This window comes from Silvania sp. (genome assembly GCF_051656365.1).
Classification (GTDB): domain Bacteria; phylum Pseudomonadota; class Gammaproteobacteria; order Enterobacterales; family Enterobacteriaceae; genus Enterobacter; species Enterobacter hatchlandensis.
This window is the reverse complement of sequence record NZ_JBOGBT010000084.1, coordinates 59,023-85,624: the sequence shown is the minus strand read 5'-3', so window position 1 is coordinate 85,624 and position 26,602 is coordinate 59,023. Positions and strand designations below refer to the sequence as shown.

General features: G+C 57.8%; 31 protein-coding genes and 1 pseudogene. 5 read left to right on the top strand and 27 right to left on the bottom strand.

The window, feature by feature from the left end:
- Window positions 1–7: 7 nt before the first annotated feature.
- The 7 genes from ACRDD5_RS15940 to ACRDD5_RS15910 all read right to left on the bottom strand — a co-directional run bounded on the left by ACRDD5_RS15940 (window position 8) and on the right by ACRDD5_RS15910 (window position 5,562).
- Window positions 8–706 (bottom strand): FliA/WhiG family RNA polymerase sigma factor, encoded by a 699-nt coding sequence (locus tag ACRDD5_RS15940; RefSeq protein ID WP_438677306.1) that lies wholly within the window; start codon window positions 704–706, stop codon window positions 8–10.
- 17 nt (window positions 707–723) lie between these two features.
- Window positions 724–1,242, bottom strand: coding sequence for a flagellar basal body-associated FliL family protein (locus tag ACRDD5_RS15935; RefSeq protein WP_438677305.1), 519 nt, complete (start codon window positions 1,240–1,242; stop codon window positions 724–726).
- 11 nt (window positions 1,243–1,253) lie between these two features.
- Window positions 1,254–2,264, bottom strand: coding sequence for a flagellar hook-length control protein FliK (locus ACRDD5_RS15930; RefSeq protein WP_438677304.1), 1,011 nt, complete (start codon window positions 2,262–2,264; stop codon window positions 1,254–1,256).
- A complete protein-coding gene (gene fliT / locus ACRDD5_RS15925) occupies window positions 2,257–2,568 on the bottom strand; it encodes a flagellar protein FliT (RefSeq protein WP_438677303.1) in 312 nt (103 codons plus the stop codon). Before fliT ends, ACRDD5_RS15930 begins: the two co-directional genes overlap by 8 nt.
- On the bottom strand, window positions 2,561–2,956 hold the full coding sequence (gene fliS / locus ACRDD5_RS15920; protein WP_438677302.1) for a flagellar export chaperone FliS: 396 nt from the start codon (window positions 2,954–2,956) through the stop codon (window positions 2,561–2,563). The genes fliT and fliS overlap by 8 nt, the downstream gene beginning before the upstream one ends.
- Before the next feature lie 10 nt (window positions 2,957–2,966).
- Window positions 2,967–4,280, bottom strand: coding sequence for a flagellar filament capping protein FliD (gene fliD, locus ACRDD5_RS15915; protein WP_438677301.1), 1,314 nt, complete (start codon window positions 4,278–4,280; stop codon window positions 2,967–2,969).
- Between the two features lie 220 nt (window positions 4,281–4,500).
- Entirely contained in the window at window positions 4,501–5,562 is a 1,062-nt protein-coding gene (locus ACRDD5_RS15910; protein WP_438677300.1) for a flagellin N-terminal helical domain-containing protein, read from the bottom strand.
- A gap of 432 nt (window positions 5,563–5,994) precedes the next feature.
- On the opposite strand from ACRDD5_RS15910, the gene ACRDD5_RS15905 reads away from it, so the two are divergent.
- Both ACRDD5_RS15905 and ACRDD5_RS15900 read left to right on the top strand, forming a co-directional pair.
- The gene (locus ACRDD5_RS15905) at window positions 5,995–6,900 is read left to right on the top strand and encodes a winged helix-turn-helix domain-containing protein (protein WP_438677299.1); all 906 of its coding nucleotides are present in this window, start codon (window positions 5,995–5,997) and stop codon (window positions 6,898–6,900) included.
- Entirely contained in the window at window positions 6,866–7,333 is a 468-nt protein-coding gene (locus ACRDD5_RS15900; RefSeq protein ID WP_438677298.1) for a hypothetical protein, read from the top strand. The genes ACRDD5_RS15905 and ACRDD5_RS15900 overlap by 35 nt, the downstream gene beginning before the upstream one ends.
- A gap of 82 nt (window positions 7,334–7,415) precedes the next feature.
- On the opposite strand, the gene ACRDD5_RS15895 is transcribed toward ACRDD5_RS15900, so the two are convergent.
- The 12 genes and pseudogenes from ACRDD5_RS15895 to ACRDD5_RS15840 all read right to left on the bottom strand — a co-directional run bounded on the left by ACRDD5_RS15895 (window position 7,416) and on the right by ACRDD5_RS15840 (window position 17,145).
- Window positions 7,416–8,435 carry a hypothetical protein gene (locus ACRDD5_RS15895; protein ID WP_438677297.1) on the bottom strand — a complete coding sequence of 340 codons (1,020 nt, stop codon included), beginning with the start codon at window positions 8,433–8,435 and terminating at the stop codon, window positions 7,416–7,418.
- Window positions 8,436–8,437: 2 nt separating this feature from the next.
- Window positions 8,438–9,346, bottom strand: coding sequence for a flagellar hook-associated protein FlgL (gene flgL, locus ACRDD5_RS15890; RefSeq protein ID WP_438677296.1), 909 nt, complete (start codon window positions 9,344–9,346; stop codon window positions 8,438–8,440).
- A 17-nt stretch (window positions 9,347–9,363) separates the two neighbouring features.
- Window positions 9,364–10,731, bottom strand: coding sequence for a flagellar hook-associated protein FlgK (gene flgK / locus ACRDD5_RS15885; protein ID WP_438677295.1), 1,368 nt, complete (start codon window positions 10,729–10,731; stop codon window positions 9,364–9,366).
- Between the two features lie 113 nt (window positions 10,732–10,844).
- Window positions 10,845–11,129, bottom strand: a pseudogene (locus ACRDD5_RS15880) (rod-binding protein); the annotation flags it as partial.
- 2 nt (window positions 11,130–11,131) lie between these two features.
- Window positions 11,132–12,226: a flagellar basal body P-ring protein FlgI gene (locus tag ACRDD5_RS15875; protein ID WP_438677294.1), complete on the bottom strand. Its 1,095-nt coding sequence runs from the start codon at window positions 12,224–12,226 to the stop codon at window positions 11,132–11,134.
- Between the two features lie 11 nt (window positions 12,227–12,237).
- On the bottom strand, window positions 12,238–12,903 hold the full coding sequence (flgH, locus tag ACRDD5_RS15870) for a flagellar basal body L-ring protein FlgH (protein WP_438677293.1): 666 nt from the start codon (window positions 12,901–12,903) through the stop codon (window positions 12,238–12,240).
- A 4-nt stretch (window positions 12,904–12,907) separates the two neighbouring features.
- Window positions 12,908–13,693 carry a flagellar basal-body rod protein FlgG gene (flgG, locus tag ACRDD5_RS15865; protein ID WP_438677292.1) on the bottom strand — a complete coding sequence of 262 codons (786 nt, stop codon included), beginning with the start codon at window positions 13,691–13,693 and terminating at the stop codon, window positions 12,908–12,910.
- A gap of 21 nt (window positions 13,694–13,714) precedes the next feature.
- Complete coding sequence (locus ACRDD5_RS15860; RefSeq protein WP_438677291.1) at window positions 13,715–14,446, bottom strand: flagellar basal body rod protein FlgF; 732 nt, start codon at window positions 14,444–14,446, stop codon at window positions 13,715–13,717.
- The gene (flgE, locus tag ACRDD5_RS15855; protein ID WP_438677290.1) at window positions 14,446–15,648 is read right to left on the bottom strand and encodes a flagellar hook protein FlgE; all 1,203 of its coding nucleotides are present in this window, start codon (window positions 15,646–15,648) and stop codon (window positions 14,446–14,448) included. Before flgE ends, ACRDD5_RS15860 begins: the two co-directional genes overlap by 1 nt.
- Before the next feature lie 15 nt (window positions 15,649–15,663).
- The gene (gene flgD, locus ACRDD5_RS15850; protein ID WP_438677289.1) at window positions 15,664–16,350 is read right to left on the bottom strand and encodes a flagellar hook assembly protein FlgD; all 687 of its coding nucleotides are present in this window, start codon (window positions 16,348–16,350) and stop codon (window positions 15,664–15,666) included.
- A gap of 3 nt (window positions 16,351–16,353) precedes the next feature.
- Window positions 16,354–16,779, bottom strand: coding sequence for a flagellar basal body rod protein FlgC (gene flgC, locus ACRDD5_RS15845; RefSeq protein ID WP_438677288.1), 426 nt, complete (start codon window positions 16,777–16,779; stop codon window positions 16,354–16,356).
- A gap of 15 nt (window positions 16,780–16,794) precedes the next feature.
- A complete protein-coding gene (locus ACRDD5_RS15840) occupies window positions 16,795–17,145 on the bottom strand; it encodes a flagellar basal body protein (RefSeq protein ID WP_438677287.1) in 351 nt (116 codons plus the stop codon).
- 150 nt (window positions 17,146–17,295) lie between these two features.
- On the opposite strand from ACRDD5_RS15840, the gene flgA reads away from it, so the two are divergent.
- From flgA to flgN, 3 genes are all read left to right on the top strand, one after another.
- Window positions 17,296–17,988, top strand: coding sequence for a flagellar basal body P-ring formation chaperone FlgA (flgA, locus tag ACRDD5_RS15835; protein WP_438677286.1), 693 nt, complete (start codon window positions 17,296–17,298; stop codon window positions 17,986–17,988).
- A 108-nt stretch (window positions 17,989–18,096) separates the two neighbouring features.
- The gene (locus ACRDD5_RS15830) at window positions 18,097–18,369 is read left to right on the top strand and encodes a flagellar biosynthesis anti-sigma factor FlgM (protein WP_438677285.1); all 273 of its coding nucleotides are present in this window, start codon (window positions 18,097–18,099) and stop codon (window positions 18,367–18,369) included.
- 23 nt (window positions 18,370–18,392) lie between these two features.
- The gene (flgN, locus tag ACRDD5_RS15825; protein ID WP_438677284.1) at window positions 18,393–18,800 is read left to right on the top strand and encodes a flagellar export chaperone FlgN; all 408 of its coding nucleotides are present in this window, start codon (window positions 18,393–18,395) and stop codon (window positions 18,798–18,800) included.
- A 5-nt stretch (window positions 18,801–18,805) separates the two neighbouring features.
- On the opposite strand, the gene ACRDD5_RS15820 is transcribed toward flgN, so the two are convergent.
- From ACRDD5_RS15820 to ACRDD5_RS15785, 8 genes are read right to left on the bottom strand one after another with little or no spacing between them, the layout of a single operon-like run.
- Entirely contained in the window at window positions 18,806–19,465 is a 660-nt protein-coding gene (locus tag ACRDD5_RS15820; RefSeq protein WP_438677283.1) for a hypothetical protein, read from the bottom strand.
- A gap of 20 nt (window positions 19,466–19,485) precedes the next feature.
- Window positions 19,486–19,908 carry a flagellar FliJ family protein gene (locus tag ACRDD5_RS15815; protein WP_438677282.1) on the bottom strand — a complete coding sequence of 141 codons (423 nt, stop codon included), beginning with the start codon at window positions 19,906–19,908 and terminating at the stop codon, window positions 19,486–19,488.
- Between the two features lie 25 nt (window positions 19,909–19,933).
- Window positions 19,934–21,250 (bottom strand): flagellar protein export ATPase FliI, encoded by a 1,317-nt coding sequence (fliI, locus tag ACRDD5_RS15810; RefSeq protein ID WP_438677281.1) that lies wholly within the window; start codon window positions 21,248–21,250, stop codon window positions 19,934–19,936.
- Window positions 21,243–21,974, bottom strand: coding sequence for a flagellar assembly protein FliH (fliH, locus tag ACRDD5_RS15805; protein ID WP_438677280.1), 732 nt, complete (start codon window positions 21,972–21,974; stop codon window positions 21,243–21,245). Before fliH ends, fliI begins: the two co-directional genes overlap by 8 nt.
- Window positions 21,975–21,977: 3 nt before the next feature.
- A complete protein-coding gene (locus ACRDD5_RS15800) occupies window positions 21,978–23,036 on the bottom strand; it encodes a flagellar motor switch protein FliG (RefSeq protein WP_438677279.1) in 1,059 nt (352 codons plus the stop codon).
- Window positions 22,987–24,693, bottom strand: coding sequence for a flagellar basal-body MS-ring/collar protein FliF (gene fliF / locus ACRDD5_RS15795; RefSeq protein ID WP_438677278.1), 1,707 nt, complete (start codon window positions 24,691–24,693; stop codon window positions 22,987–22,989). Before fliF ends, ACRDD5_RS15800 begins: the two co-directional genes overlap by 50 nt.
- Window positions 24,694–24,702: 9 nt before the next feature.
- Window positions 24,703–25,062 (bottom strand): flagellar hook-basal body complex protein FliE, encoded by a 360-nt coding sequence (gene fliE, locus ACRDD5_RS15790; RefSeq protein ID WP_438677277.1) that lies wholly within the window; start codon window positions 25,060–25,062, stop codon window positions 24,703–24,705.
- A gap of 30 nt (window positions 25,063–25,092) precedes the next feature.
- Window positions 25,093–26,118, bottom strand: a complete 1,026-nt coding sequence (locus tag ACRDD5_RS15785) for a sigma-54 interaction domain-containing protein (RefSeq protein WP_438677276.1) — start codon at window positions 26,116–26,118, stop codon at window positions 25,093–25,095.
- Between the last annotated feature and the right edge of the window lie 484 nt (window positions 26,119–26,602).

Below are 26,602 nucleotides of genomic sequence, written 5' to 3'. Positions count from 1 at the left end.
GTCCGTCTCACTGCGCCATGGCGACTTTAATTTTTTGTACGATGCCTTTATTCAGCTGGCACACTCTGGCTTCCGTAATCTCGAGGATCAGCGCAATCTCTTTCAGACTCAGCTCATGCTGGTAATAGAGCGTGAGGATCAGCTGTTCGCGGCGGTCCAGCGTTGCCAGGGCAGCACGCAGAGAGTCGTTGATGATCATCTCCTCCTCCAGCGGCCGGCTGTGGTGCCCGATGCTGCCATCCATCGCCAGTATCTCGTCCAGGCTTTGCAGCGCGCTGGCGTTCTCCAGCAGCAGATACTCCTGATACTCCTGCTGGCTGATATCGAGATGGCGAAGGATGTCCTCATCGTTAAGCTCGCGGCCCAGCTTGCGCGACAGCTCGCGGATGGCGTCGTTAATCTTGTGCGCCTTCTGACGCATCCGCCTTGGACGCCAGTCCAACATTCGCAGTTCATCCAGCACCGAACCGCGAATACGGGCGTACGCATAGGCGGCAAACTGCTCGTCGGGCTCACCGTAGCGACGCAGGGAGCTGAGCAGCCCCATCAGCGCAATTTGCTCCATATCATCGCTGTCGATAACGCTTTGGGTCTGCCATGACAGCTGCTTCACAATGCGTTTCACCAGCGGCAGATAAAGGCTGATGTAGTGCGCTTCCTGCGCCGGAGAGAGCGTTTCGTCGGTGATAAAATTGCTGCTTTCCATCGAGTATTCCTGGGCGTTTATTGCAACAGCATCTTGCTTATCGTCACGTCGTTAAACGGAACCGATTGTTTCAGCTCGGCAAAGCGAGCGTTGTAGGTGGCCATCAGCATGTCGTGCAGCTCGGGGATATGCATGGCGCGCACCGCGCTGTATTCCATATCAGAGAACAGCGCCACGGTGGCCCCGCGGATGGCCGGCAGCATCATTTCGGTTTGCTGGACAGCCTGGCTATCGGCAGCAGACAGCGCCAGTTCGAGCAGCATGTAGCGCTCCCGATCGCCGTCGCTGCGCAGGGTGATCATGATGTTGTTCATCTCAACAAACTGCGGCGGCGCCACGTTGTCGCTGCTGGCGAAGAAGCCGCTGACTTTGTGCCAGATGCCCGGCTTCGCCTCTGGCGCCCCGTCCTCTGATGCCTGTGCGCTGCTGTTGGTGCTCGCATTGAGGTAATAGGTGCCCGTTACTGCTAACCCGGCGGTTAATACCGAGGACAAAACGGCGATCGCCATCACTGCAGAAATTTTTTTAATCGTCATATTTGTCGCTGTTAAATAGTCATCAAAATTGAGGTGTCTTCGCGCGGACCGGTCGCGCGGGTGTCGCTGGCGTCATTGGCCAGCACGGGCGTCGCCAGGCTGCCCTGCTGCTGCGGGTGATGGCCGGGCTGTTGTTGCTGCTGATGTTGCGAGGAGACCTGTACATCGACGTCGACAAAATGCTGCTCCGTCAGCGCCTGGCGCAGCTCCTGGCTGACCTGCTGTAAGGCGCGATAGACATCACTCTGTCCAGCATTGATCTGCACCTGCAGTTTCCCCGCTTCGAAATGGAGGACGATCTCGATCTTGCCCATCTCCGGCGGGTCGAGGCGGATGGTGGCGTGCTGGATCTGGTTATTCACCTGGATGTTGAGCCTGTCGCCCAGCGCGCTCTGCAGCTGCTGCCCGATATCCTGATGGCTGCTCTCCAGCCGCAGCGGGGCATTCACCTGCGCCTGCGACTGCCCCATCGACACCACCGGAAGGTGCGCGACCGAATGTGAAATTGGCGTGACCGGGTGCCATGCCTCTTTATGCACGATCGGCATTGCCGCCGGTTTGCCTGCGAGGGTTTCTGCGCTTTTGGTCTCGGCCTCTGTCCTGGTTGCTGCAACCGGCGGTTTGTGGGTGGTCACGACCTCAGCGGCGGCGGGTACGCCTGATGCTGCCGGTGCGGTGATGGCGCTGTTTTCCGCCAGCATCACCGGGCGCACCGCTGTTTCAGCGACCGGGTCCGCCAGCGGATTAACCCGCAGCGAAGCCATAAACTGCTGGGCGATCAGCGCCTGCTCTTCCGGGGTCAGTTCCGGCGCTGTCGGCATCGGGCCTTCCGGGAGAGGCGTATCGCTCACCTCGACAGTCTCTGACGCCAGCTCCGGCATTACCTGCGCCAAAAGCTCGTCGAACGCCAGCATGGGCAGCAGATCGTCCCCGCCCGGCATCGGTGATTCCTGCGCCAGCAGCGGCTCACTCGTGGGCAGGGTCGGCGCGCCCTGAGGGGCAAGATTTAACATGTCACTCATTGCGGAAATTATCCTCGTCCATAAAAGCGGAGTAGGCCTGAGCCCCCTCGCGCTGCTCACGAAGCTGTGCCATTTTTTGCTGTAACTGCTGGCTGCTGTGCTGAGCAAGCTTCAGCACCTGCTGATGGGTACGCTGCAGCTTCAAAAGCTCGTGGCGCTTTTGCTCGGTGAGCGGCTGCGACCCTAACGTCTGCAGCAGCCCGGCAATTTCGCGGTCCAGCGATGCCACGCTTTCCCAGTCGCCCTTGCCCGCCGCCGCCCCCAGCGCACGGGTTTGCCAGTCAATTAACAGCAAATCATCCATTCAGCTTGCCCATCGCTTCCCAGCCCTGACGCAGCTCGCCAATCAGGTTTTCCACTTCGTCGATCATCTCGGTCGACAGGGCGTTGCTCGCCTCGTACAGGCGGTGAACGCAGTAGTCGTAGAGGTTCGCCAGATTGCGCGCCAGCTCGCCGCCCTTGTCGTAATCCAGGGCGCTAGTCAGGGCATTGAGGATATCGATGCACTTGTTAACGCTGTGCGCTTTGCGCTCGTAGCGTTTGGCCATAATGTGGCTTTTGGCGCGTACCAGTTCGTCCGCCAGGCCGTTAAACAACATCATCACCAGCTGATGCGGCGTAGCGGCCGCTACCTGCGCGGCCATATCGGTTTCATAGAAAGCGTCGTACCCTTCCTGGGTGTTTCCGTACATGTATGCGTCCTTATGTCAGGCCAAACATATTGGCGGTGTTGTTCATCTGCTGCATCACGCTTTGCAGGCGCGTGAACTGCGACAGATAGCGGTTGTAGGCGGTGTCGTAGCGCGTCGAGATTTTGTCGCTGCGATCGCTGAGTTCGGTTTCGCGACGGCGGAAGGTCTCTTCCCGGGATTTGATTTCGCCACCGGTGATGCTGAGGAACTTATCCATCGATTTGTCCATCGCTTTCAGCAGGCCTTTATCGCCGTTAAACAGGGCGTTGAGCTTGCCGGGATCTTCCGTGAGCTTCTCTTTCAGCTTGTCGCTGTCCAGCGTCAGCTTGCCGTCTTTATCCGCGCTGAGGCCAAACTGGGTAATGTCCTGGCCGCCGATGGCGGTACGCAGCATGTTGTTAAGATCGCGACGCAGGTTGCCGACGCTGGCATCCCCGGCGAAGGCACCACGATCGGTGCTGCCGGAGCCGGTCGCGGTGAGGCTGCCCAGCGAGCTCAGCAGCTTGTTGTAAGACGCAACAAACGCATTTACCTGCGCCGTGGTGTCGGCAGTATTGACGCCCACATCAATGCGCAACGGCGTATCGCCGTCCTTCTGAGCTTGATTCAATTCCAGCGTGACGCCGTCAATCAGATCGGTGAAGGTGTTGGTGCTGCTGCTCACCTGAATGCCGTTATTCTTTTCGCCCAGCCAGGCGATGGCGTCTTTGGCTTCCGAAAGCGTTACGGCCTTGCTGTTCTCTATTTCCGGGAATCCGGACACCGTGAGGGCATTGCCAGCGCCGCTTTTATCGCTGCTTAACATCAGGCGCACTTCACCGTTGGTGCGCACCAGCGACGCGGTCACGCCCGGGTTATCGCTGACGCCATTGATCGCTTTTGCCAGGCCCGCGAGGCTATCCACGTTGTCCATATCAACGGTGATCGTTTTGCTGCTGTCACTGCCCACCTGAATCTTCATGCTGCCGGTGGCATTTTTTACCGCATCTTCATCAAGCGCGTTGTAGGCCAGCTGGTGCGAGGAGGCGAGCTGCTCGACAAAAACGTTGTAAGTACCTTTACGCGTCTCTGAGGTGGTGGTCACCTTGACCATGTTCTCCACGCTGACGCTCGAGCTGGTTTTCAGCATCCCGGCATTGGTTTTATTCAGGTTTTGCATCGAGGTGCGAAACTCGGTCAGCGCACTTTTCAGGGTGCGCAATGCGGTCTGCTGCGAGGCAAGCTTCGACTTTTGTGTCTTTAACTGGTTCTGCAGCGTCTGCACATCAAAACCGGCAAGCTGGGTTGCCATACTTTGTGGATCAATATTTGAAAAATCACTCACTGCTCACTCCTCCCTGACGACGCGGCGTATCGCCTATTAAGCAATAGCCATGCCAACTTTTAACTCTTTGAAAATTCGTAAAAATGAGAGCGCAGAGGAAACAGCGCTTCCGCCTGATACGGAAATGTTCCGCTAATCAGTATTAAGCGACACAAAAAGTAGGGAAATTAAAAAAGGCTCCAGAAAGGAGCCTTAAAGGATGGATAACGAAGGTTGCGGATTAGCCCAGCAGGGACATCACCATGCCTGACATGCTGTTCGCCTGTTTCAGCATCGACATACTGGTCTGGGCCAGCATCTGGTTGCGGGTCATGCTGGTGGCTTCAGATGCAAAATCAGCATCGCGAATATTACCCAGCGCTAGCGAGGTGTTATCTTTCATATTTGCCAGGTTGGCAGAGGTGTGGCCAAGACGGTTAATGTTAGAACCTAATGAGGAACGAACAGTACCTACGGACTCGATTGCAGCGCTAATCGTATTAATTGCCTCATTTGAAGTATCGGCACCAGTTAAGCTAATTGCAGCTACACCGTCACTTCCAGCAAGTGCCCCCTGCGCCTTCTTTAACTCGATTAATGCATCGTTGTAACCCTTTTCCGCATCAAACATATCGTCTTTCTTCGTAGGGTCAGCTGCGAAATCAAGTTTGGCTTTGTTCCAGGCGTCTAATGCATCAGCAACAGCTGTTTTAGGGTCATCGAGACTAGCATCATTGGGGTCATAACTTAAACCAAATTTATTGCCGAGCGCTTGTAGGTCAGTCGAAAGATCGAGTTTGAGGGTTTCTTCTGAACTCGCACCAATCTGAAATGACAATTCACTGCCTAATTTACCGCCAGTAGCGTTGAATCCACCTGCTCCCGAGAAAATAAGCTCTTCTCCCCCAAATTTTGTATTGGTAAGAATATTCTTTAATTCAGCATTCAGTTGGTCTACTTCACCCTGGAGTGCAGACCTGTCCTGGTCACTGTTAGTGGCGTTCGCGCCTTGAGTCGCCAGATCCTTCATACGATACAGAATATTGGTTACTTCCTCGAATGCGCCTTCTGCGGTCTGCAGCATCGCGGTCGCGTCAGAAACGTTACGCTGTGCAACACCCATACCGTTGACCTGGCCCTGCAGGCGGGTAGCGATCTGCAAGCCTGCCGCATCGTCAGCTGCAGAGTTAATGCGTTTACCGGTACCCAGACGCTCCATGGCGGTGGACAGAATAGAGTTAGATTTGTTCAGGGCGTTGGTGGAAGACATTGCTGCGCCGCTGGTGAAAATGGATAAAGCCATGGTATCTCTCCTTGAGAAGTCGTTCTTATTGGGCTGTTTGCCCGTGTACTAAGACTAAACGACACCCCAAAAAAGAAAGTTAAATCAGAAAAGATAATTTTTTTAAACTCAATACTTTGCCTGCTCTCTTTTATGCTTTCACAGCCTTAATCAATAAAACCCCTTAAACGACACGTTTCCCCTTAAACTTAAATGCATAACGACAAATTTAATTAACTTTTCACAATTAACTTACAGCGAATACCAACAATAGCCTAAACCCGCAATAAATACGCCTGATACAGCAAAGTGCTACAGGCGTCTTTTAAGGAGTGCACGTATTTTGAACTTGCTTTATAATTCTTTCGAACCCCCTTTTCATAATAGATAATTAATTAATAGCAAAAAGTTAATTTTTTGTTTGTTTTTGGTGTGAGCCACTTTGACGTCACTATGAATACTCTGCGTTATTCTGTTAATAACTGGCTGTTAGATCTGTCGGCCGGTACCATTGTTCATCTCCAGACCGGCGAGGTTAAGCGGCTGGGCGAGTACCAGATTAAGCTGCTGTATTGCCTGGCGCAGCATGCGGGGCAAACCCTTACCCGTAATGAACTAACCGCCCTGGTCTGGGAACGCCGCGTGATTGGCGATAACAGTTTATCCAACGCCATTCATGCGCTGCGATCCGCGCTGGAAGACGACGGTAAATTGCAACGGGTCATTAAGACGATTCCCAAGCGCGGATATTTACTGGAAGCGGAATATTGCCAGTCCGTCGAGGTCCCGGCACAAGAGGGGATAAAGGAGAGGGTGGAAGCCCCCGACATTACGCCTGTGGATCTGCCCCCCTTGCCAGAACCAGCGCCGGTGATGCCGACAAACATCCCCGCAGTGAAGCTTGCTGGCAGCCTTAAGAAAATCCCCCGCGCCATTATTCTGGCCGTCCTGGTCGGATTGCTTCTTATTACCATTAGCGGATGGTATTCCTCTTATATTCATAATGCGGACATGGTGTATCGGGAGCAGGGAAAAGGTCGGTTTAGCAATATCCGCACTTATAAGATTTCTTTATCATCCGATAACGCGGGTGATGACGACCTGACCCGCTTTAATACGATTTTTCAAAAAATTAATCAGACATTGATAAATCAGGATGCGGGGATGACGGTTTTTTATCGCACCACCGAGCAGATGCTTAATTACACCTTTGCGATTGAAACCCCGTGCGCCAGTCAGCAGCTGGCCATGACGTTGTATCACTGGCGTATTGACCGGGATAAGTTAGTCAATATTATTAACCGCGAAACAGAGAGAGTGTTGAATGAAATGGCTGATTGCAAAAAACCTAAGAATTAAGATCTGCGTCGGCCTGATTTTGCTCGTGAGCGTGGTGCACAGCGTCAATCAGCTGTCGCATGCCACGCCGCGCCAGTCCGAGGGTAAGGGTCAGCTACAGATTGGTTTTTACGATCTGCTGGCCGATCAGCAGGAGAATTATAAGGTGCAGATAATGGACATGAACGGGGCCATGCTGCTGACCATTACCCACCCGGAGGATTCGATGTTTCTGATTAAGGGGCGTCTGGATGAAGAGAAAGAGAGAAATGGTCGGACGTTTTATAGCTATAACCCGGTGCGCTATAACAATCCGCAAAATCATAAGATGATCTTTAGCTTCGTGGATTTTTTGCGCCACAACGAGGTGTGGGTCTATCCGATGACCGTCAACAAGCAGCCACTGCTGATTGGACAGAGCGGGTTAATGTTTGTGTATGCGCTGAAAAGCTAATGCGGTTAGCACCCGGCAATATGAACAGTGGGCCTGGTGCCTTCATCCCATCCCTCTCCCACGGGAGAGGGTGAAAACACCATCAAGTCAGTAAATTCTTAACCGTCGCGGGACGCAAATTCGCCTGCGCCCCTACTGCCCGGGCGACGCTGGCAAAGTCATTCGCCCCGTTTTGCAGATGCTGGCGCAGCGCGCGGGCATGCTCCAGCGCCCCGTTGGCCGGGTAGTGGGTCTCCATCTCATCAATCCGTTTGCGGACGTTTTCGTGCTGTACAAAGAGGTGGCTACGCTGCCGGGTAAGCTGCTCTAACGCCAGCTGTACGTCGCTCTGACGTTCACGCATCGTTTGCGGTGCCTGCGCAAGCTGGCCCAGCGCATCACTGACTGCCGCTTCCGGGCGCGCCAGCAGCGCGGTAAAGCTGTCGGAGAAACGTTTACCTTCACCACGCACGCTGAGCTGGGTACTCACCTGCCCCCAGTTTTTCTCATCCACGCTGAAGGTCAGCTGCTGCTGATTGTCCAGCCGGGCATGAATACCGAAGCGGCCCAGCCCCTGGTTTAACTTCAACACCTGCTGGCGCGGCGTGCTGCCCTCCTCGAAGGCCACCGCCACCATCTCCCGGCGCTGGCCCGCCAGCGAAAAGAGCACCGTTTCCGCTTCATCGCTTTGCAGCAATCGCGCGGCAGCAGGCAGAGTGAATTTGACCTGCGCGGTCTGTTCCAGCGAAACCGCCAGTTGCCTGTCCACCGTGCCGTTGCTGATCGTCGGGCGATTGCCCAGCAATCGCTGCAGGGTGCTGGCCGCTTCCGAAGCCAGCTCCGCGCGCCGTCCGCCCTGGCTGCCGTGCCGCAGCTGTAACAGTTGCCCCTCCACCTGCGAGAGGAAATTGTCCGCCTGCTGAACGGAGGTCAGCTGCTGGTTAAGCTGCACGTTGTAGCGCAGCGGTCGGGTGGAGATCAGCGGTGATTCCGGGAAGCGGTGATCCTGAGGGCGCGGGCTGCCCGTCGGCTGCCCGCGTACCGCCGCGGGGGTGCTAACACTCCCCGTATTAACGGACGGCGTCAGGTTAAGACTGGATTGCGTTAAACCAACCTGCATCATATTTACATCTGATTAAAAAGTGAAAGTTGACTGATCATCATATACGACTTGTTTGATGCCTGAACGGCCTGGGTAAACAGCTGGATATTGACGTAGCTGGTCGCCGCATCGACGGCCGACAGATCCTGGATAACCTGCTCATGGGCGATTTTCACATCGCTGTGGGCATCGCTTAACAGGGTCAGTCGGTTCTGTTTGCCGCCCAGTTCGGTAAAGACCGCCGCCACGTTATCGCTGGCGGTCCGTACGTCGCCCAGCAGCTGCTTCAGATCGTCACGGTAGTCGCTGCCCGGCGTCATCATTTTGTCGCTGACGCTTTTCAGCAAGTTGAGCATCTCCAGGTCGGTCCCGGTCTTTGAAAAGGCCGACGCAAGGGTGATGTTCTCTTCGATCTCCACCCCGTTAGCCACGGTAGTGGAACGGGTGCTGTCATTGCCCTTGAACGCATACTGCCCGCTAGTGGCGTTCCACACCACCGGCTGGGTATTGGTTTTCGTGCCCGAGAACAGGTATTGCCCCTCCTCGTTTTTGGCATTCATCACCGACACCAGCGACTCGAGCATCATCGCCATCTCCTTGCCAAATCCCTCCCGGTCTTTCTCGCTGAAGGTATCATTGTTAGCCGCCACCAGCTTGTCGGAGAGCGACAGCAGCTGGTCGCTGAGCGCGGTGACGTGGGCCTCCTGGGTCGACAGGTTGCCGGACAGGCGGGTAATGTTGCTCTGGTACTGGTCGATGGCCGACTGCTCGCGGTTAAGTTGCACCAGACGGCTGCTGGCCACCGGATCATCCGACGGGACGTTAACCCGCTTCTGAGTCGCCATCTGCTGCATCAGTTTGCTCAGATGGGCGCCGTTCTGGTTCATCTGATTCAGCATGGCTGATGAGTGAAAAAGACTGCTGATACGCATAGTAAATTCCTTTTTGATCAGATCAAATTCAGCAGATCGGCGAAGATCTGATTGCCGGTGGCGATCACTTTCAGGTTGGACTGATACGCCTGCATATAGACCTGCAGATTCATCGCCTCTTCATCCTGATTGACCGCGCTTAAGTTATCGCGCTGGGTCTGGGCTTCGTAGCGTACGGACTCCGCCGCCTCCAGCTCGGTTTTGTTCTGGCGGCTGGCGATGCCGACGGTGCTAATGATCGCCGCAGCGGCTTCGTTGATGCTCATCGACCCCATGCTGCCCACCGGAATCGGCGTGTTTTTCTTCTCGATTAGCGCCTTCAGGTTGTCGCCGTTACCGCTTTCGTCGGCGACAGACGAGAGTGCCACTTCATCCGGTTTGATGTCGGAGACCTGCAGCATCCCTTTGCCGTTCGCTGTGTCAAAGACAAACAGCGGTTTGCCCGGATTGCCGTTGAGGTCAAATCCCTGCGCCAGCTGGTTGTTAAACAGATCCGACAGCCCGCGCGCCATCTCCTGAACGGCCACCTGCATCGTTTTTAAGGTGCCCTGCTCGTAGTCGTTCAGTGCCCCCATCTGCCCGCCGATGGCGTTTTTCACCCCGAAGGTCGTGTTGAGGAACTCGAGGCTGATCGCCTGCTCGCCCGCCTGGTTGGTCGTCGATTTAAGCTGACCGAAGTTGCGCCCGCTAACCAGCGGCTGCCCGTCGCCAAGGGCTACGCTGTAACGGCCGGACGTGTCTTCCGAAACGCGCACGCTCACCATCCCACTTAGCTGTTTCACCAGCTCGTCGCGCTGATCGCGCAGGACGCTGGCATTGCCGTTCGCCCCTTCCAGATCGGCGATCTGCTGGTTGTAGCTGGCGATGTTAGCGCTGAGTAGGTTCACGTTGCTGACCAGCGCATCGCGCTGGGTGGCAATCGACGCTTTCTGGCTGTTGATAAAGCTGTCGACGTTGTTGAAGCGCGTCGCCAGCGAGCTGGCCTCGTTGATCATCTGCTGGCGCAGCGCCTGTGAGTCCGGCTGAGTGGTCAGGGCGTTGAGGGAGCCGAAAAATTTATCTAGCCCGTTACCCAGGCTGGTGCCGTCGGCCCCAATCACCGTCTCCAGCGCACCAAGGTATTTTTGCCCGGCGGTGTAGTATTCCGCCCGGGTTGAGCTGTGCCAGACCTGGTTCACCAGATACTGGTCGGAGATCCGGCGAATGCTGTCCACGCGCACCCCCGCCCCGGCGGAGAGTCCGTCCTGTCCATTACTGACCGCGCTCTGAATAATGCCCTGGCGGCTGTAGCCCGGCGTCAGGTAGTTCGCCACGTTCATCGACGTGGTGCTCATTCCGCGCTGGGCTGCCTGCGCGCCGGTAAAGGCGGTACTGATGATGTTCATGATGCTCCTTGCGATTAGCGCGTAACGGGATCGACCGGGGTGGCTTTATCAGATAAAGCGGCCAGAGGGTCCGATAACTTAAGCGCGCGTTCCATGCCCTCGGCCTGCGGGGACAATTGTTTGATGATCATCTCGGCAATCCCGCTGCTGCGCTGTGACGCAAGCTGGGAGGCCAGCTTGTCGTCGTAAAAATCGCGCATCATCACCTGCTGCTTGCTGGTGAAGGGATCGTTGCCGTTCGACAGCGCGTCCGAGGCTTTGCGCATCTGCTGGAGCATGGCGCGTAAAAACAGCCCTTCAAACTGCTCTGCGGCCTGCTGCAGGTTTTGCGCCTTGTGTTCGCCGCCGATATCGCCGGGGATCACGTTCAGCGGGCGAGAAAGTCCATTGATCGCCATCGTTAAATCACCACCAGCTCGGCGTCCATTGCCCCAGCCTCACTCAGGGCCTGTAGGATTGCCATGGTGTCATCCGGTGATGCGCCCAGGCTGTTTAAGGTATTCACAATCGTGCGCAGGCTGGTGCCCTGCGGCAGTAACACCATCTGGCCGCGATCGCGCGCCACGTTGACGTTGGAATTTGGCGTGACCACGGTTTGCCCCTGGCTGAACGGCGCGGGCTGGCTGACCTGCGGCGATTCCTGGATAGTGACCGTCAGGTTGCCGTGGGAGACCGCTGCGGCACGCACCACCACGCCTTCGCCAATCACAATGGTGCCGGTACGGGCATTGAATACCACACGCGGGCGCTGGCTGCCGGTGCTGATCTCCAGGTCTTCAAGCGAGGACATAAACGCCACCCGAGCACCTGGCTGTTCCGGGGCGCGGACCATCACGTTGGTGGCACTTTGGGCGGTGGCGATATTGCCGTAGGCCTGATTAATGGCGATAGCAACGTTATTGGCGGTTTTAAAACTCGGCCGCTTCAGGTTAAGGATCACCTGGCTGTTGGCCTGAAAATCGGTCGGGATCTCGCGCTCAACGCTCGCGCCGTTTGGCACGCGCCCCACCGTGGGGGTGTTCATGGTAATGCTGGAGCCGCTGTCGCCCTCGGCCTTAAAGCCGCCGACCACCACGTTACCCTGCGCCAGGGCATACACTTCCCCGTCAGCGCCGCGCAGCTGGGTAAGCAGCAGCGTGCCACCGCGCAGGCTTTTGGCATCGCCCAGCGACGAGACGGTAACGTCAATGCTCTGCCCGCGAGCATACATCGGCGGCAGCGTGGCGCTGATCGCCACCGCCGCCACGTTCTTCACCTTGGGGTCGATTTTGGCGGGCATCTGCACGCCGAACTGGCGCAGCATATTGGTCACCGACTGGCTGGTGAACTTGACCTGGTTTTTATCGCCAGTGCCGTCCAGACCCACGACCAGGCTGTAGCCCACCAGCTGGTTGCCACGTACCCCCTGAACATCCACCAGGTTGCCCAGCCGCTCGGCCAGCGCGGGCCCGGTACCGGCAATCAGCAGCAGGCTCAGTATCAGTCGTTTAAACATCGTGTTTCTCATCAGATAGGGAACAGCGGATGGTTGAAGAAGCGCGTTAACCAGCCCGCCGAATTCGCATCGCTGAGGGCGCCGCGTCCCGAATAGGAGATGCGGGCGTTAGCAATGCGCTGGGAGGAGATGGTGTTGCCCTGGGTGATGTCTTCTGAGCGCACCAGCCCGGTGACCCGCAGATACTCATCGCCCTGGTTAAGGGTCAGCCACTTCTCGCCGCGTACCGCCATCACGCCGTTAGGCAGCACTTTGTACACCGCGACGGTGATCGACCCGCGCAGCATGTTTTGCTGCTGTGAGTTGGCCGCGCCTTTAAAGTTGCGGTCGCCGCTCACCGATCCGCTGGCTTTATCCAGCGTATGGCCCAGCACCTCCGGTACGCCGATGGTCACGTCGTTCTGCTTGCCGAAGTTGGTGGTCGCCTGCTTGCTCGACTGGGTAGATTCATCCAGGTTGATGGTCAGGATATCGCCGACGCGATAGGCGCGGCGATCCTGCACTAACGACCAGGAGTAGCCGCTGTTATACAGCCCGCCGCCGGAGACACGGGTGTCAGGCTGCTCAATGTCGTCCGGCGGCGCGTAGTCGGCATCGTCCTTGTGCGCCACCCAGGTCACGGTTTCACAGCCCGACAGCAGCAGCGCCGCCAGGCTTACAATCAGAATTTTTTTCATGGCGTTACAACGTCTGGGTAATGAATTTCAGCATGTCATCCGCAGCGGAGACCATCTTGGCGTTCATCTCGTACGCGCGCTGAACGGTGATCATGTCCACCATCTCTTCCACTACCTGCACGTTGGAACCTTCCAGCGTGCCCTGTTCGATCTGACCAAAGGCCTCTTCGCCAGGAATACCTTCTACCGGCGCGCCGCTGGCGGCGGTTTCCAGATACAGATTGCCGCCCACCGCCGACAGTCCGGCCGGATTGACGAAGTTCACCAGCGTCAGCTGACCCAGCTCGACTGGATCCACGTCAGCCCCTACGGTGGCAGAAACGCTACCGTCTTTAGCAATGTTCAGCTCTTTGGTGTTCACCGGCAGTTCAATCTGCGGAATAATCGGCAGCCCCTGCGCCGTGGTCAGCACGCCTTCGCTGTTAACCTGCAGATTGCCGGAACGGGTATAGCCAACGGTGCCGTCCGGGCGCTCGACCTGGAAGAAGCCCTGGCCGGTGATGGCGACGTCCATCTTCTGGTTTGTCACCTGCATGCTGCCGATGGTGAAGGCCTTTTGCGTACCGACGATCTTCACGCCGCTGCCGTACTGCATCCCGCCGGGGGTGGCGTTGTTTTCGTTGGCCTGTACGCCCGGTGCGCGCTGGTTCTGGTAGAACAGGTCTTCAAAAATAACCCGGTCGCGCTTAAAGCCGGTGGTGTTGACGTTGGCGAGGTTGTTGGAGACCGCGCTCATTTTGGCGTCCTGCGCCGCAAGCCCGGTTTTGCTTATCCATAATGCTGGGTTCATGCTTTATCCTTTGGTCGCAGATCAGGCGCTGCGCATCACGCGGTTGCCCGCCTGCGCCAGCTCTTCTGCCACTTTCATCATTTTGATTTGTGCTTCGAAGCTGCGGTTCAGCGTCATGCTGGAGATCATCTCCCCGATAGCCGACACGTTACTGCTCTCCAGATGCTTGTTCGCCAGCACCACCTCTTCGCTGCGCGGCTCAATGCGGTTGTTGCTTAACAGAAAACCCGCGTTGTCCTTACTCAGCGCCGAGGAGGCGACATCCACCAGCTTGATGCGGTCGACGTCCATCAGCGCATTGAGGTCGCCGTCCTGCGGCAGGATGGAGATGGTGCCGTCATCGGCGATGGAGACCTGGGCGAACGGCGGCAGCACAATCGGCCCGCCCTCGCCCAGCACCGGCTGGCCGTTGATGGTCAAATCCCCGTCCGGGCTGACGTCGATATGGCCGTTGCGGGTATAGACTTCGCGACCGCCGGACTGCAAAGCGATCAGCCCGCTGCCGATGATGCCGACATCCAGCTCACGGCCGGTCTGCTCCAGCGCGGCGGGGGACATATCTACCCCACCGCTGCCAGAGCGCACGGCGTAACGTGAGTCGTAGCCGCTGCCCGATACCTGGCTCGCCTGAGCCTGATCCAGATCGCTGCGAAAGCCGCTGGTGTTAACGTTCGACAGGTTGTTGGCGCGGATTTGCTGCTGCTCCAGGCTGCGGCTTGCCCCGCTCATGGCGGTATAAATTAAGTGATCCATTACACCGCCTGCATCAGCGCATTCATCATCTGGTCGTTGGTGCTGATCACTTTGGTGTTGGCCTGGTAGTTACGCTGGGCGGTCATCAGCCCCACCAGCTCTGACGTCAGATCGACGTTGGACTCTTCCAGCGCGGACGATTTTATGAACCCCAGCAGGCCGCTGCCCGGCGCGCCAATCAGCGGTGTACCGGAAGAGCCGGTCTGCGCCCAGGTGGTGCCGTCCTGCGACTGCAGGCCGTTCGGGTTGGCGAAGTTCGCCAGAATCAGCTGGCCCTGCAGCATACGTTCGCCGTTGGAGAAGGTGGCAAAGACATTGCCTTTCTCATCCACCTGCTGCCCGGTGCGTTCCCCGGAGGCGTAGCCGTCGCCCTGGTTACGGCTGACCGAGAAGTCGGAGCCATACTGGGTGGTGCCACTGTAGTTCAGCTTGATGTTGATGGGGTCGGCGCCGGTCGGCTGCCAGGCCAGATCCACGGCAGAGCTGCCGTTGGCGAAGTTGGCCATGTTGCCGTTGGTGCCAAACTTGATGTTCTGCGGACTCGCGCCCAGCTTGTTACCATCAATAAAGTAGTGCACATCCCATTCGTTGTTCGCGGTCGCGCTTTTGACAAAGTACTGAGTCAGAGTGTGCTCGCGGCCTAAGGAGTCAAACACCTGGGTGGTGTAGGTGTTGTTATAGGACGAGTCGTCGGTTCTGTCGAAGGTCTTGCCTGGTGCTTTGGCATTGGCGTCAAAGTTGGCGGTAAAGCCGACGGTTTCAGTGGCTTTGGCCGGAATCGATCCGCTCTGAATTTTGAGATCCGCCACGGTACCGACCTGCAGATTGCCTTTGGTATCCACCGGATAGCCCTGCATGTTCATGCCAAGATTGTTGACCAGGTTGCCGTCTTTATCGGTGCCAAAGTAGCCCGCACGGGTGTACGAGGTGGTGCCGGTGCTGTCGCGGACCACGAAGAAACCGTTACCGGAGATTGCCAGGTCCAGCGCACTGCTGGAGGAGACAATGTTGCCCCCGCGGGTGATACTCTGAGTCACGCCGCTGACGCCCACGCCCAGCGGCTGAGACTGGGCATACAGCGCCGAAAACTCCGCGCGGCCCGATTTGAACCCGACGGTGCCGGAGTTGGCGATGTTGTTACTGATGGCGCCCAGCTGCTGAGAAATTGCGTTGAGGCCAGACGTTGCGATACTAAAGCTCATAATGTCATCCTGAAATTAACTGTTACTGCGTCCATTTGCCGACGAGGCGTTGCCGCCAAACTGGCTGATTCGGTTGTAGGGGACTTCACCTAACCCGGCGATATTGAGCAACGTCGCCCCGCCGTTTAGCGGAATACGTACGTTGTTGACGGTGCCAGCCACTTCGATCGGGACGTCTTTTTCCGCCGAGTCTGTCACTACGCTCAGCGTGTATTTCCCTGCCGGGAGATTCATTTTTTTCGCATCGATCTGGAAGTCCACCAGCCCGGCAGCCTGCCGCCCCAGCTCGATTTTGTGCTCCTGACCGAGCGCGTCTTTGACGTAGACGGTGGTCACACCGGACGGATGCTCGAGGGTCAGACGCCCGTTAATCACGCTGCTGCTGTCCAGCTCGACGCTGTCGCTCTGCACCATCACGTTTTGCCCGACCAGGCTTGCGGTGGTGAGGGTTTGCAGGTTGTCCATCAGCACGCTGTTGTTCTGCATCAGGGCCGAGACACGCTCCATCGACTGCACCTGGGAGAGCTGCGCCAGCTGGCTGACGTACTCGGTACCGTCCGTGGGGTTAAGCGGATCCTGATTCTGGATCTGCGCCACCAGCAGCTTGAGGAACATGTCGTTCATGCCCGCCGCCGAGTTGCCGTTAGCGGAAATGGAATTTCCGCCGGTGTTGCCGCTGTACGGGGTATCCGTGACGTTCATCGATTACACCTCGCCCAGGCGGAGCAGGCTTTGCTGCATGCTTTTCACATTGCTCAGCACTTCGGCGTTGGTTTCAAAACCGCGCGAGGCCGACATCATGTCCGCCATCTCTTCCACCACGTTGATATCCGGGTAATAGACATAGCCCTGCGCGTTCGCCATCGGATGGTTTGGTTCATAACGCTGAATGGCCTGGCCGGTCTCGACCACGTCCATTACCTGCACGCGGGCCCCGGTCAGCGCCTTGCGCCCGGTGAGCTCGCTGTTCTGATACACCGACCCAAAAACCGGACGACGGGCTTTGTACACCGTCTCCTGGCTGGCGGACGGTGAATCGGCGTTCGCCATGTTACTGGCGATGGTGTTAAGCCTGACGGTTTGCGCCGTCATGGCCGAACTGGAAATGCGAAAGATATCCGTAAAAGCCATACTTCCTTCCTGAGATTATTTTCCTTCGATTGCTGCTTTCAGACCTGAGAACTTCATTTTCAGAAACGTCAGGCTGGTCTGATAATCCATCGAGTTCTGGGCAAACGCCGCCTGCTCAACGTTGAGTTCTACCGTGTTGCCATCGCCCGCGGGCTGATAAGGCAGACGATATTTCACCTGTAGCGGTGAGCCAAAAGTGAAAGCCTGATTCGCACGTTGCATCTGCGCGGCAAAATCAATATCTTTAGCCTTGAAATTGGGGGTATCTACGTTCGCAAGGTTCGTGGACAACAGCTCCGCCCTGGTCAGTCTGAGCTGTAGTGCCTGTGGATGAACGCCTAACGCCCGGTCAAAACTAATACTCACATTCTCTCCTTCGATCCTCGTCCTGGCCTGCTGCGAACACTTTCAATGCAACAACTATGCCAGGTTTATATTCAAATGATTTATAAAACATTTTTCTCTTTTTTTTGCACCAGGCGGAAGGGTTCTTTCCTCTTCTCTGTCGCCGCAAGCATGATACTGTTTAGCCCCCTCAGCGCGGCAGCGCCGAATGCCGCCCAGCAGATTGACGCAGCGGTAACTCGCGCCGCGCGCAGCGAAATTAACGACATCGCCGCCAGCCAGGGCTGGGAAAAGCGCAAGATCAGCACCGAGTCGGTACTTCCCCCCGAAGCCAACACCCTGGTCCCCTGCACCGCCCCGCTGCTCACCTCACCAGGTGGCGGTAACAAGCGCATGCTGATGCGCCTGCGCTACGAGGTAAGCTGTCCGGGTCCCCAGGGCTGGTCGCTGACGGTGGCGGTCAAAGCCAGCGTGAGGGTGCCGCTGGTGACCAGTGCGCAGATGCTGGAGCGAGGCCGGGTAATTGGCCCAGCGGATGTGGTCATGAGCGAACAGAACGTGGCCCTGATCCAGGATCAAGGATTCAGCGCGCCACAGCAGGTGGTGGGTCAGACGGTGAAGCGCCGCATCAATGCCGGGCAAACCCTCACCGCCAGCCTGCTCGACAGGCCGGTGCTGATTGAGCGGGGCCAGAGTGTGACGCTGATCATCAACAACCAGGGCATTCAGGCGAGTACCGCCGGTGAGGCGTTAAAACAGGGGCGGCAGGGGGAGATGATTCGGGTGCGCAATAGCAGCAGCCAGCGCATTGTCGAGGGGCTGGTAGAGTCGTCTGGCGTGGTACGAATCCTCGGCGCGCCCTGATATGAAATTTCTCACGCAACCGTTAAAGTTTTCGCCACAATGGGTCGTCCTGAATAAGTAGGGAATGGCGTCGAGCCTTTTTAAACGTAAACCACGGGAGTAGAAAAAATGAAAATAACCCAGGGACAGTTTCAACCGCTTCAGGCGACCGGCGTGCAGGCCACCAAAGAGTCGGCGCAGTCCGATGCCGTTAATCCGCTTCGTACAGAAAACATTGCGGCGATCGATCCGGTGCTGGGCGATGCCCAGACCCAGCTGAAAAGCCTGCCGGACGTGGACATGGCGAAGGTGGCCGAGATCAAACAGGCGCTCAGCGAAGGCAAGATTGGCATCAACCTTGATGAGCTGACCCTCTCCATGCAGCACTACTTCTCGCGGTAAACCCGATGACACCAGGCCAACGGATGACTTTACTGGTGCAGGGCATTGCCCAGGATCGCCAGGATTATTTGACGCTGCAGCAGCAGCTTGAAACTCAGCGCATGCTGCTGCTGGCAAGGGATATCGCGCAGCTGACCACCATCAATCAGCAGCTGATGGATATCTACCGGACGCTGAGCCAGCGGGCCACAGAGCGGCAGACCCAGCTGCGGGCGCTAAACGTGAGCGCAGATAAACAGGGATTGTTCAGCCTCTTTCGCCGCCTGCCGCCGGAGCAGCTGAAAAAAGTCAGCGCCCTGTGGGAGGACCTTGAGCAGCAGACCCGACGCTGCCAGCAGCTGAACGAGCGCAACGGCATGGTGCTGCATATGCAGCAGGATATTATGGAAAATATCGTCAATGCCGACCGGCCCGACGCCTTCTTATACTGATGCGCTTACAGGAGCGCCAGCCCCTTCAGCAGGTAAAAATCTGAGCTGAGTCCGTCATCGTTTGCCTGCGCCAGCGAATCTGCGCCATAGCCGCGAAAACAGGTCTCCCACGCCGCCAGCTGCGCAGGCGTCACCCGCGTGCCAGCTTCTATCTCCAGCGCAATCGCCTGGCGTACCCAGAACAAATACTGGCTAAGGCGCGCAAACATCTCGCCATACGAGCAGCGCGGATCGGCAAACACGTTTTCCGCCAGCAGCCCCTGCAGAAGCGATTTCATTACTGGCTCCATCAGTTGGGTAAATGGTTCATCCCACGGACACTCCCGGGTTTGCGGGTGTGAGAAGACCGTCGGAAACTGCTGTAAGGCCTCGACCCGAAACAGCGGGATCGGCATCAGTTGCCCGGCCTGCTGTTGCAGGATCCCGGCCTCGGCAAGCTGCAGCAGGCTCTCGCCCATACTCTCCACCAGCCCGGCGTTGAGTCGGCCTTCATCAATGCAGTGCTGGATTTTACTCAGCAGCGTGCCCAGGGCGTACATCGCCTCTTTAACGTTCAGCTGCGGATGTGCGACCAGAAGCGCGCACTGACGGCGCAGCTGCGCCAGCCAGTTCTGCGGCGGAATAGCGGCCCAGGAACAGGCGCCATCGGGAAAGGACAGGTACATCGGATGCGTCTCCATGTGGGTTACTGACGACGCTGCCAGAACTGGGCGGCCAGCGCATCGGTCTGTTTCTGGGCTTTACGCCCCTCGTCTGCCTGCGCCGTGTCACGCCGCTGGTCGAGCGCCAGCTGAAAGCCCTTTTCCCGGCGGGCTTCGTGCAGCAGGTTCTGCTGGAGCTGCTGCGCTTTCAGGGTCGCCAGGGCCTGCTCCTGCTTCTGCCAGTTGAGAATGCGCTGGAGGTTTTTCTTGTACTGCGCCTCGTTGAGCATCATCGCCACGTGCCCCCCTTCGCTGGGCGGCGCGGTGGAGAGGGATTGCAGGGCCTGAATATTGCGGTCATAGCGCTGGCACAGCTGCTGCTGGGACGAAAGCTGGCCGCTTAAATCACGGACTTTACGGTTACGCAGCGTGATCAGCTGTTCTAGCGTTCGCATCATGGTTGGCATAAGTTACCTCCTGTAAAACCGGCAATCAGTGATTGGCCAGCGCCGTCAGCTGGTCGATGGTCTCGTTGAGCATCGCCGCCTGCTGGACTTCCTGTTGTAAGTAGTGGTGAATGGCCGGGGACATCGCCACGGCGCGATCCGCCAGCGCATCGGTGCCTGCCACGTAGCCGCCTAGCGGCAGCATCGGCTTGATGGCAGCGTATTCGGCATACAGCTGCTTCAGGTTCCGTGCCGCGCGCTGGTGCTCAACGGTGGTGACTTGCGACATGCAGCGGCTGATCGACTGAGAGATATCAATGGCGGGGTAATGCCCGGCCTCCGCCAGATGGCGGGAGAGCACGATGTGCCCGTCCAGCACCGCACGCGCGCTGTCGACAATCGGATCCTGCTGGTCGTCGCCTTCGGCCAGCACGGTATAAATGGCGGTCATGGTGCCTGGCGCATCGCTGTTGCCTGCGCTCTCGACCAGCCGGGGGATCATCGCAAACGCCGACGGCGGGTAGCCTTTGGTGGCGGGCGGCTCGCCAAGCGAAAGGGCAATTTCACGCTGGGCCATCGCGTAGCGGGTCAGCGAGTCCACCAGCAGTAAAACGTTGAGCCCTTTGTCGCGGTAATGTCCGGCGATGGCGTGGCACAGTTCGGTGGCCTTCAGGCGCATCAGCGGCGATTCATCCGCCGGGGCGGCGACGATCACCGATTTTGCCAGCCCGCTTTCCCCCAGCGAATGGTCGATAAACTCTTTCACTTCGCGCCCGCGCTCGCCAATCAGCCCCACCACCACCACGTCGGCGTTGGTGTAACGGGTGATCATCCCCAGCAGGACGCTTTTACCGACCCCGCTGCCTGCCATCAGGCCCACGCGCTGGCCTTTGCCAATCGTCAACAGACCGTTAATGGCGCGCACGCCAACGTCCAGAGGGGTATCGACCGGGCGGCGGGTTAAGGGGTGGATCTGCGCCATCTGGCGCGGCAGCGGCGTGTCGCCCTGCAGCTTGCCTTTGTTATCGAGCGGCTCGCCGAGGCCGTTGACCACGCGCCCCAGCCAGCGGTCGCCAATCATGATCCCGTCGTCTTTCTCGACTGGATAGACTTTGGCCCCGCCGATCAGACCGCTGGGATGTTTAAAGGGCATCAGCCAGGTGATATCCCGGTCAAAGCCCACCACCTGGGCGTCCATCGGCTCGCCTTCGAGGCTCTCGATCTGGCACAGCTGCCCGACGGCCAGCTGGCAGCCGACGCACTCCAGCAGCATGCCGTTGACGCGCACCAGCCGCCCGGCAACCCGCGCGAGAGGGATATTCTCGATAGAGCGCAGCGCCTGCGACAGCGCCACGTTATGCATCCTGCGGCTCCGGCAGCAGCGTCTGCTGCAGGGCATCGATGCACTGCTCCAGACGGTGCTGGCAGCCAACATCCATCTCAGTAGTGTCGGTTACTACCCGGCATTCGCCGGCGTCCAGCTGGGGATCGGCGCACAAACCCCACTGCAGGGCACGCTCCGGCTCGGCCTCGCTGATGCGGCGAAACTCTTCGGGGTTGAGCAGCACTTTTAGCTGCTGCGGTATTTTGGGCAGGCTGTTGATCGCCTCTTCCACCAAGGTCAGCAGCTGCGTCGGGTGCAGGGTCAACTCGCAGCGGATCACCTGACGGGTGACTTTCTCCACCAGCTGCAACAGCTCTTCCCGGCGGCGCTGTTCATACGCCTGCAGCCAGTCCGTGACCTGCTGCGAGATGGTCTCCAGCGGACCGGCGGCATCAATAAACAGCTGTCGTCCGGCCTGTTTGCCCTCTTCGTGGCCTTTACGCAGGCCGTCGTCGAAGCCCAACCTCGCCCCTTCCTGGTAGCCTTCACCGCGACCTTCTTCCAGCCCCTGCTCAAAGCCGCGGTTCAGTCCTTCCTGAAACCCGTCGGCCAGCTGCTGCTGGATGGCCGCGCCGTCCGGCGGCGCAATCCCCTGCCCGTCCATCACCGCGGTCTGGCGCAGCGGCGGGAATTTATATAATCGCGGGCGAGCGCTGACACCGGTCGCGCTCCTCTGCAGGCGGGACTTGAATTCGTTATTCACCGCTTACTCCATTGTCTGTTCAGAGAAGAGTTGCACCTGAATCTCGCCCTCTTCCGCCAGCTCCCTGACGGTAGCCATAATCTCTTTGCGCACCTGCTCGATACGGCTGACCGGAACCGGCCCCAGACGCGAGCCGGTGCTTTGCAGCAGCTGCACCTGACGTTTCGGCATCGCGCCGTAAATGGCCTGCCGCAGCACCGGCTCGGTACCTTTCAACGCCACAGCCCACTCTTCGATAGGGATTTCGTCCATCAGGCGCTGCAGGGTGGCCGGGGTCTGACGGCTGAGAATAAAGAATTCGTACATCTGATCTTTCAGTTCGTTAACCACCTCTTCGTCGCGCACCCGCAGCTGATCCAGCAGCTCCTGCTGATTGCCTGGGATGCGGTTGACGATATCGGCAGCGTGCTTAATCCCCGACAGCTTGGAGCCGTGCTCGGACAGCACCGCCACACCGCGCTCGATAATGCGGTCCAGTTCGTCGATCACATCCCGGTTAACGTCGTCGAGGCGGGCGATGCGGTAGACGATTTCATCCCGACGGTTTTCCGGCAGGTAGGTCAGCACGCCAGCCGCCACGTCCGGCGGTAAAAAGGCGAGGAACACTGCCTGCAGCTGCAGGTGCTCCTGGTCTATCAGGCTCGCCAGCTGCGGGATATCCACCCACTGCAGGCGCGCCATGCGGTAGCGGATCTCATCCCCGTAAATACCGTTGATCACGCTGCGGGAGATTTCGCCCCCCAGCGCCCTGTCGAGAATGTTTTTCAGATAGGTGCGTGACGCGCCGTTGATTCCGCTCTGCTCCCGGTAGTCCTGAAAAAAGTTATTCATCGCGTTACGCGCCTGGGTCACTTTAATGCCGTGCAGGCGGGCCATGGTTTCGCTCACCCGAAGCACCTCTTCACGACTCAACTTCTGCATGACGGTAGCGGCAGCCTCTTCGCCGATGCTAAGCAGAAGAATGGCGGCCTGTTCGACCCGGCTGCGTCCGTTGCTGGCGCTGTTAGCGGAACTACGATTGCTCTTGCTTGCCTGCGGAGGCGCTTGCGTTATTTCGCTCATTGCTGTTAATCCATTGTTTTAGAACTTCCGCTACGCGCTCAGTTTCGCTTTGCGCCAGCGTCTGCAGGAATTCGACTTTTGTTTCCAGACCGGAGCTCAGCGGCGGCAGGTTATCCTCCTGCTGGAAGGTGGACCGCGGCAGAGACTGCACCAGCGACTCGTCGTCCTGGGATCTGTCGCTTTCCAGCAGGATGCCGGTCGGCTCGTGCTTCACTTCCTGCACCACTTTCTCGCCCGCGCGGCCAAAGCGCTGAGCCATCGGCCTGACGCCCAACAGCAACAGCAGCAGGGAGAGGAAGCCAATCCCGCCCATTTGTCCCCAGTCGCGGATATACGGGTCCTGCCACCATTTCGGCAGCGGGATCCCCAGGTCATCGGCGGGGGTAAACACCAGCCGGTCGAGGGTCAGCGAGTCACCGCGCTGGCGGTCAAGGCCGGCGGCATCTTCAATCAGCTTGTTGAGGGTGGCATACTGTTCCGGGGTCCACTTCGCCAGTGCGGCGGCCTCGCTGTTGAGTACCACCGCCACGCTCATCTTCTCCACGCGGAATGCCGGGTGGCGGATATGGCGAACGTCGCGGTCGTAGGCGTACTTGCGCTGGCTCTGGGAGCGCGCGGAGAGCGCCTGCGGGTGAGTGGTGTTGGTTTGGGCCGCTGCATTCGCATTGGCCGGCGCGACGGCGCCCGGGGCCGCACTGGTGGCCGCCGGGGCCCGGTTGCTGAGCGAGCCGGGAATGCCCATCGCCAGCTCGTCAGTGCTGTTTTCCTGGCTCAGGTTTTCGTCGCTGATGCGCGGATCGCCTGCATAGCGCTCCTGGGTCTCTTCAACGGCGCTGACGTCGACCTTCGGGACCACGCTCACCCGATAGTTAGCCGCGCCCACCAGCGAGTTGAGCAGGTTGGCGATATTTTTCTCGGTCTCACTTTTGATCTGCCCGCTGATATCCCGGCTGCGGGAGATGCCCGCGTACTGGGTGTTGTCGGCGTCGATCCCTTCTGACAGCAGGGTCCCGGCCTGATCGACGACGCGTACGTTTCCGGCCTCAAGGCCCGGCACGCTACCCGCCACCATCTGCACAATCGCCAGCACCTGCTGCTCGCTCAGGCGCTGACCGCTGTACAGCCGTACCATCACCGAGGCGCTGCTGTCGGGTTTGTTGCTGAGCACGAAGGAGCTGGCTTCGGTCATCCCCAGATGCACGCGGGCAGACTCCACCGGGTCGAGGCCCATGATGCTCTGAGCCAGTTCGCCTTCGATGCTGCGTTTGTAGCGCACGTTCTGCACGAACTGGCTGCTGCCGAGCATCTCTTCTTTGTCCATCAGCTCATAGCCGCCGGGCAGCAGCGCGGTAACGCCCTGCTCGGCCAACGCCATACGTGCGCTGGCCAGTTTGTTCTGATCCACCAGGATTAACCCGCTGGAGGGTTCTATGCGGTAGTCGATGGCTTTGCTGCCCAGCACCTCGACCACCTGCTTGACCGGAATATTTTCCTGGCTACCAAACAGCGCCACGTAACTGCGGTTGCTTAACCACAGGGAAGTGACGATGGCCCCAGTCAACACCACGCCCGCCGCGGCCAGCAGTAGGTTTTTATGTTTTCCAACCGCTGCCGCAGGGAGAGACAGGGGCAGCTTTTGCTTCAGTTTCTCAATCACAACAATCCCTTACACGGCCATATTCATAATTTCATCGAGTGCGGAGGTAAGCTTGTTGCGCACCTGCACCATTGCCGCAAAGGAGACGCTGGCTTTCTGGCTTTCGACCAGCGCGCCGGTTAAGTCATCGCTCAACCCGGTATCCACCGCGACCTGCCGGGAGGCGGCGCTGTGCTGGACGTTATCCACCGTATTGATGGCCTGGTTGAGCACGCTGGAGAACGACGGCGCGCCTGTACTCTGACTGCCGCTAACGAGGATCTGGGCCGGCGAAACGGTGGCGGTGGTGGCCACCTCTGCGGCTTGCTGCATGCGTTGCAACAGGGCAAGCTGCGTGGTCGGGACCGCGATCCCCTCTATTTTTTCCATGTGAAAAGACTTCCTGGTGGACGAACGGGATTAGTTGAAATAACTGGGATCAATGCCGTCCCCGCGCATTGACGCGAGGCGGTAGCGCAGCGCGCGCGGGGTGATCCCCAGCGATTGCGCGGTTTGGGATTTATTGCCGTTGTGCTGCTTGAGCAGCTCGATGATGTACTGGTATTCGGCGTGGCGACCGTGCTCCTTCGCAAAGCGAATCGAGGAGAGCAGCGGCCCGGCCTTTTGCTTGCGCGGCTGTTCAACCGGTTCGATCACGTTGCCCACGCTGACCGGCAGGGCCAGATCGCGGGCGGTGATGTCGGCGCTGTGGCTCAGGATCAGCCCGCGCTGGATGACGTTCTCCAGTTCGCGCACGTTGCCCGGCCAGTGCCAGGCCAGCAGCACGTGACGGGCATCGTGGCTGAGACGTTTGCGAGCCTCGGAGACGAGTTGATATTTTTCGATAAAGTGCTGCGCCAGCGGAATAATGTCTTCCGGTCTTTCGCGTAGGGGGGCGATATGCACCGGCACTACGGCTAAACGGTAGTAGAGATCCTGGCGAAAGCGCCCTTCCTGCATCTCCAGCTGCAAATCTTTATTGGTGGCGGCAATAATACGCACGTTTAGCGGAATACGTTTATTGCTGCCGAGGCGTTCGACTTCCTGTTCCTGCAACACGCGTAATAATTTGCCCTGCAGATTCAGCGGCATGTCGCCTATTTCATCCAGCAGGATTGAGCCTTTATTTGCCAGCTCAAATTTACCCGCCATACTGCCGACCGCGCCGGTAAAAGCGCCCTTCTCGTAGCCAAATAAAATGGATTCGAGCATCGCCTCCGGGATTGCCGCACAGTTAATCGCCACGTACGGCGCCGCTTCACCCACGCTGCAATGATGAATAATACGGGCGATACACTCTTTACCCGTGCCAGTTTCACCGGTGATCAGGGTCGCCACGTTAAAATTTGCCACTCGCTGGGCGAGATTAATGGCATCCAGGCTGGCGGCGGACTTTGCAATAAAGCCCATCTGCGAGACGGCATCTGTGTGTGAAGTGTAGACCATACCAACTCCTGAATCATTTACTCAGCTGGAGTTAAATAATTGTTAAGATATTCTCGGCGAGATTTTCACGCGAAGAAAAAGATATTTTTAGGATTTTTCCCTTAGCAATTATAGAGAGCTCAGGGGGGTTGTCCCGTTTTTAATCAACATTAATCAATAATTAAAGCAAACAGACATTAATTTCATATAAATCATCAACATAACAGTTGTTTTACAAAGATTAATTAATATCAAAAATCGATAATTAATCGATTAATAATCTACGTTTTATTGTTTTTACCCTAGAGGATCCACGATAATTATCACCTAAAGCCGCAACACCCGTTCTTCGCTTTATTCAGCTCTGGCCTTAACGTCTGTGAAGTTGTTTAAGAGATCGTTGTCGCTAAATGATAATGGATACATCATGCTGAATTCACCCAATCGAATCCGTATTTATCACAAAAACGACTGCCCTGACGTGACTCATATCGAGGTGAATAAA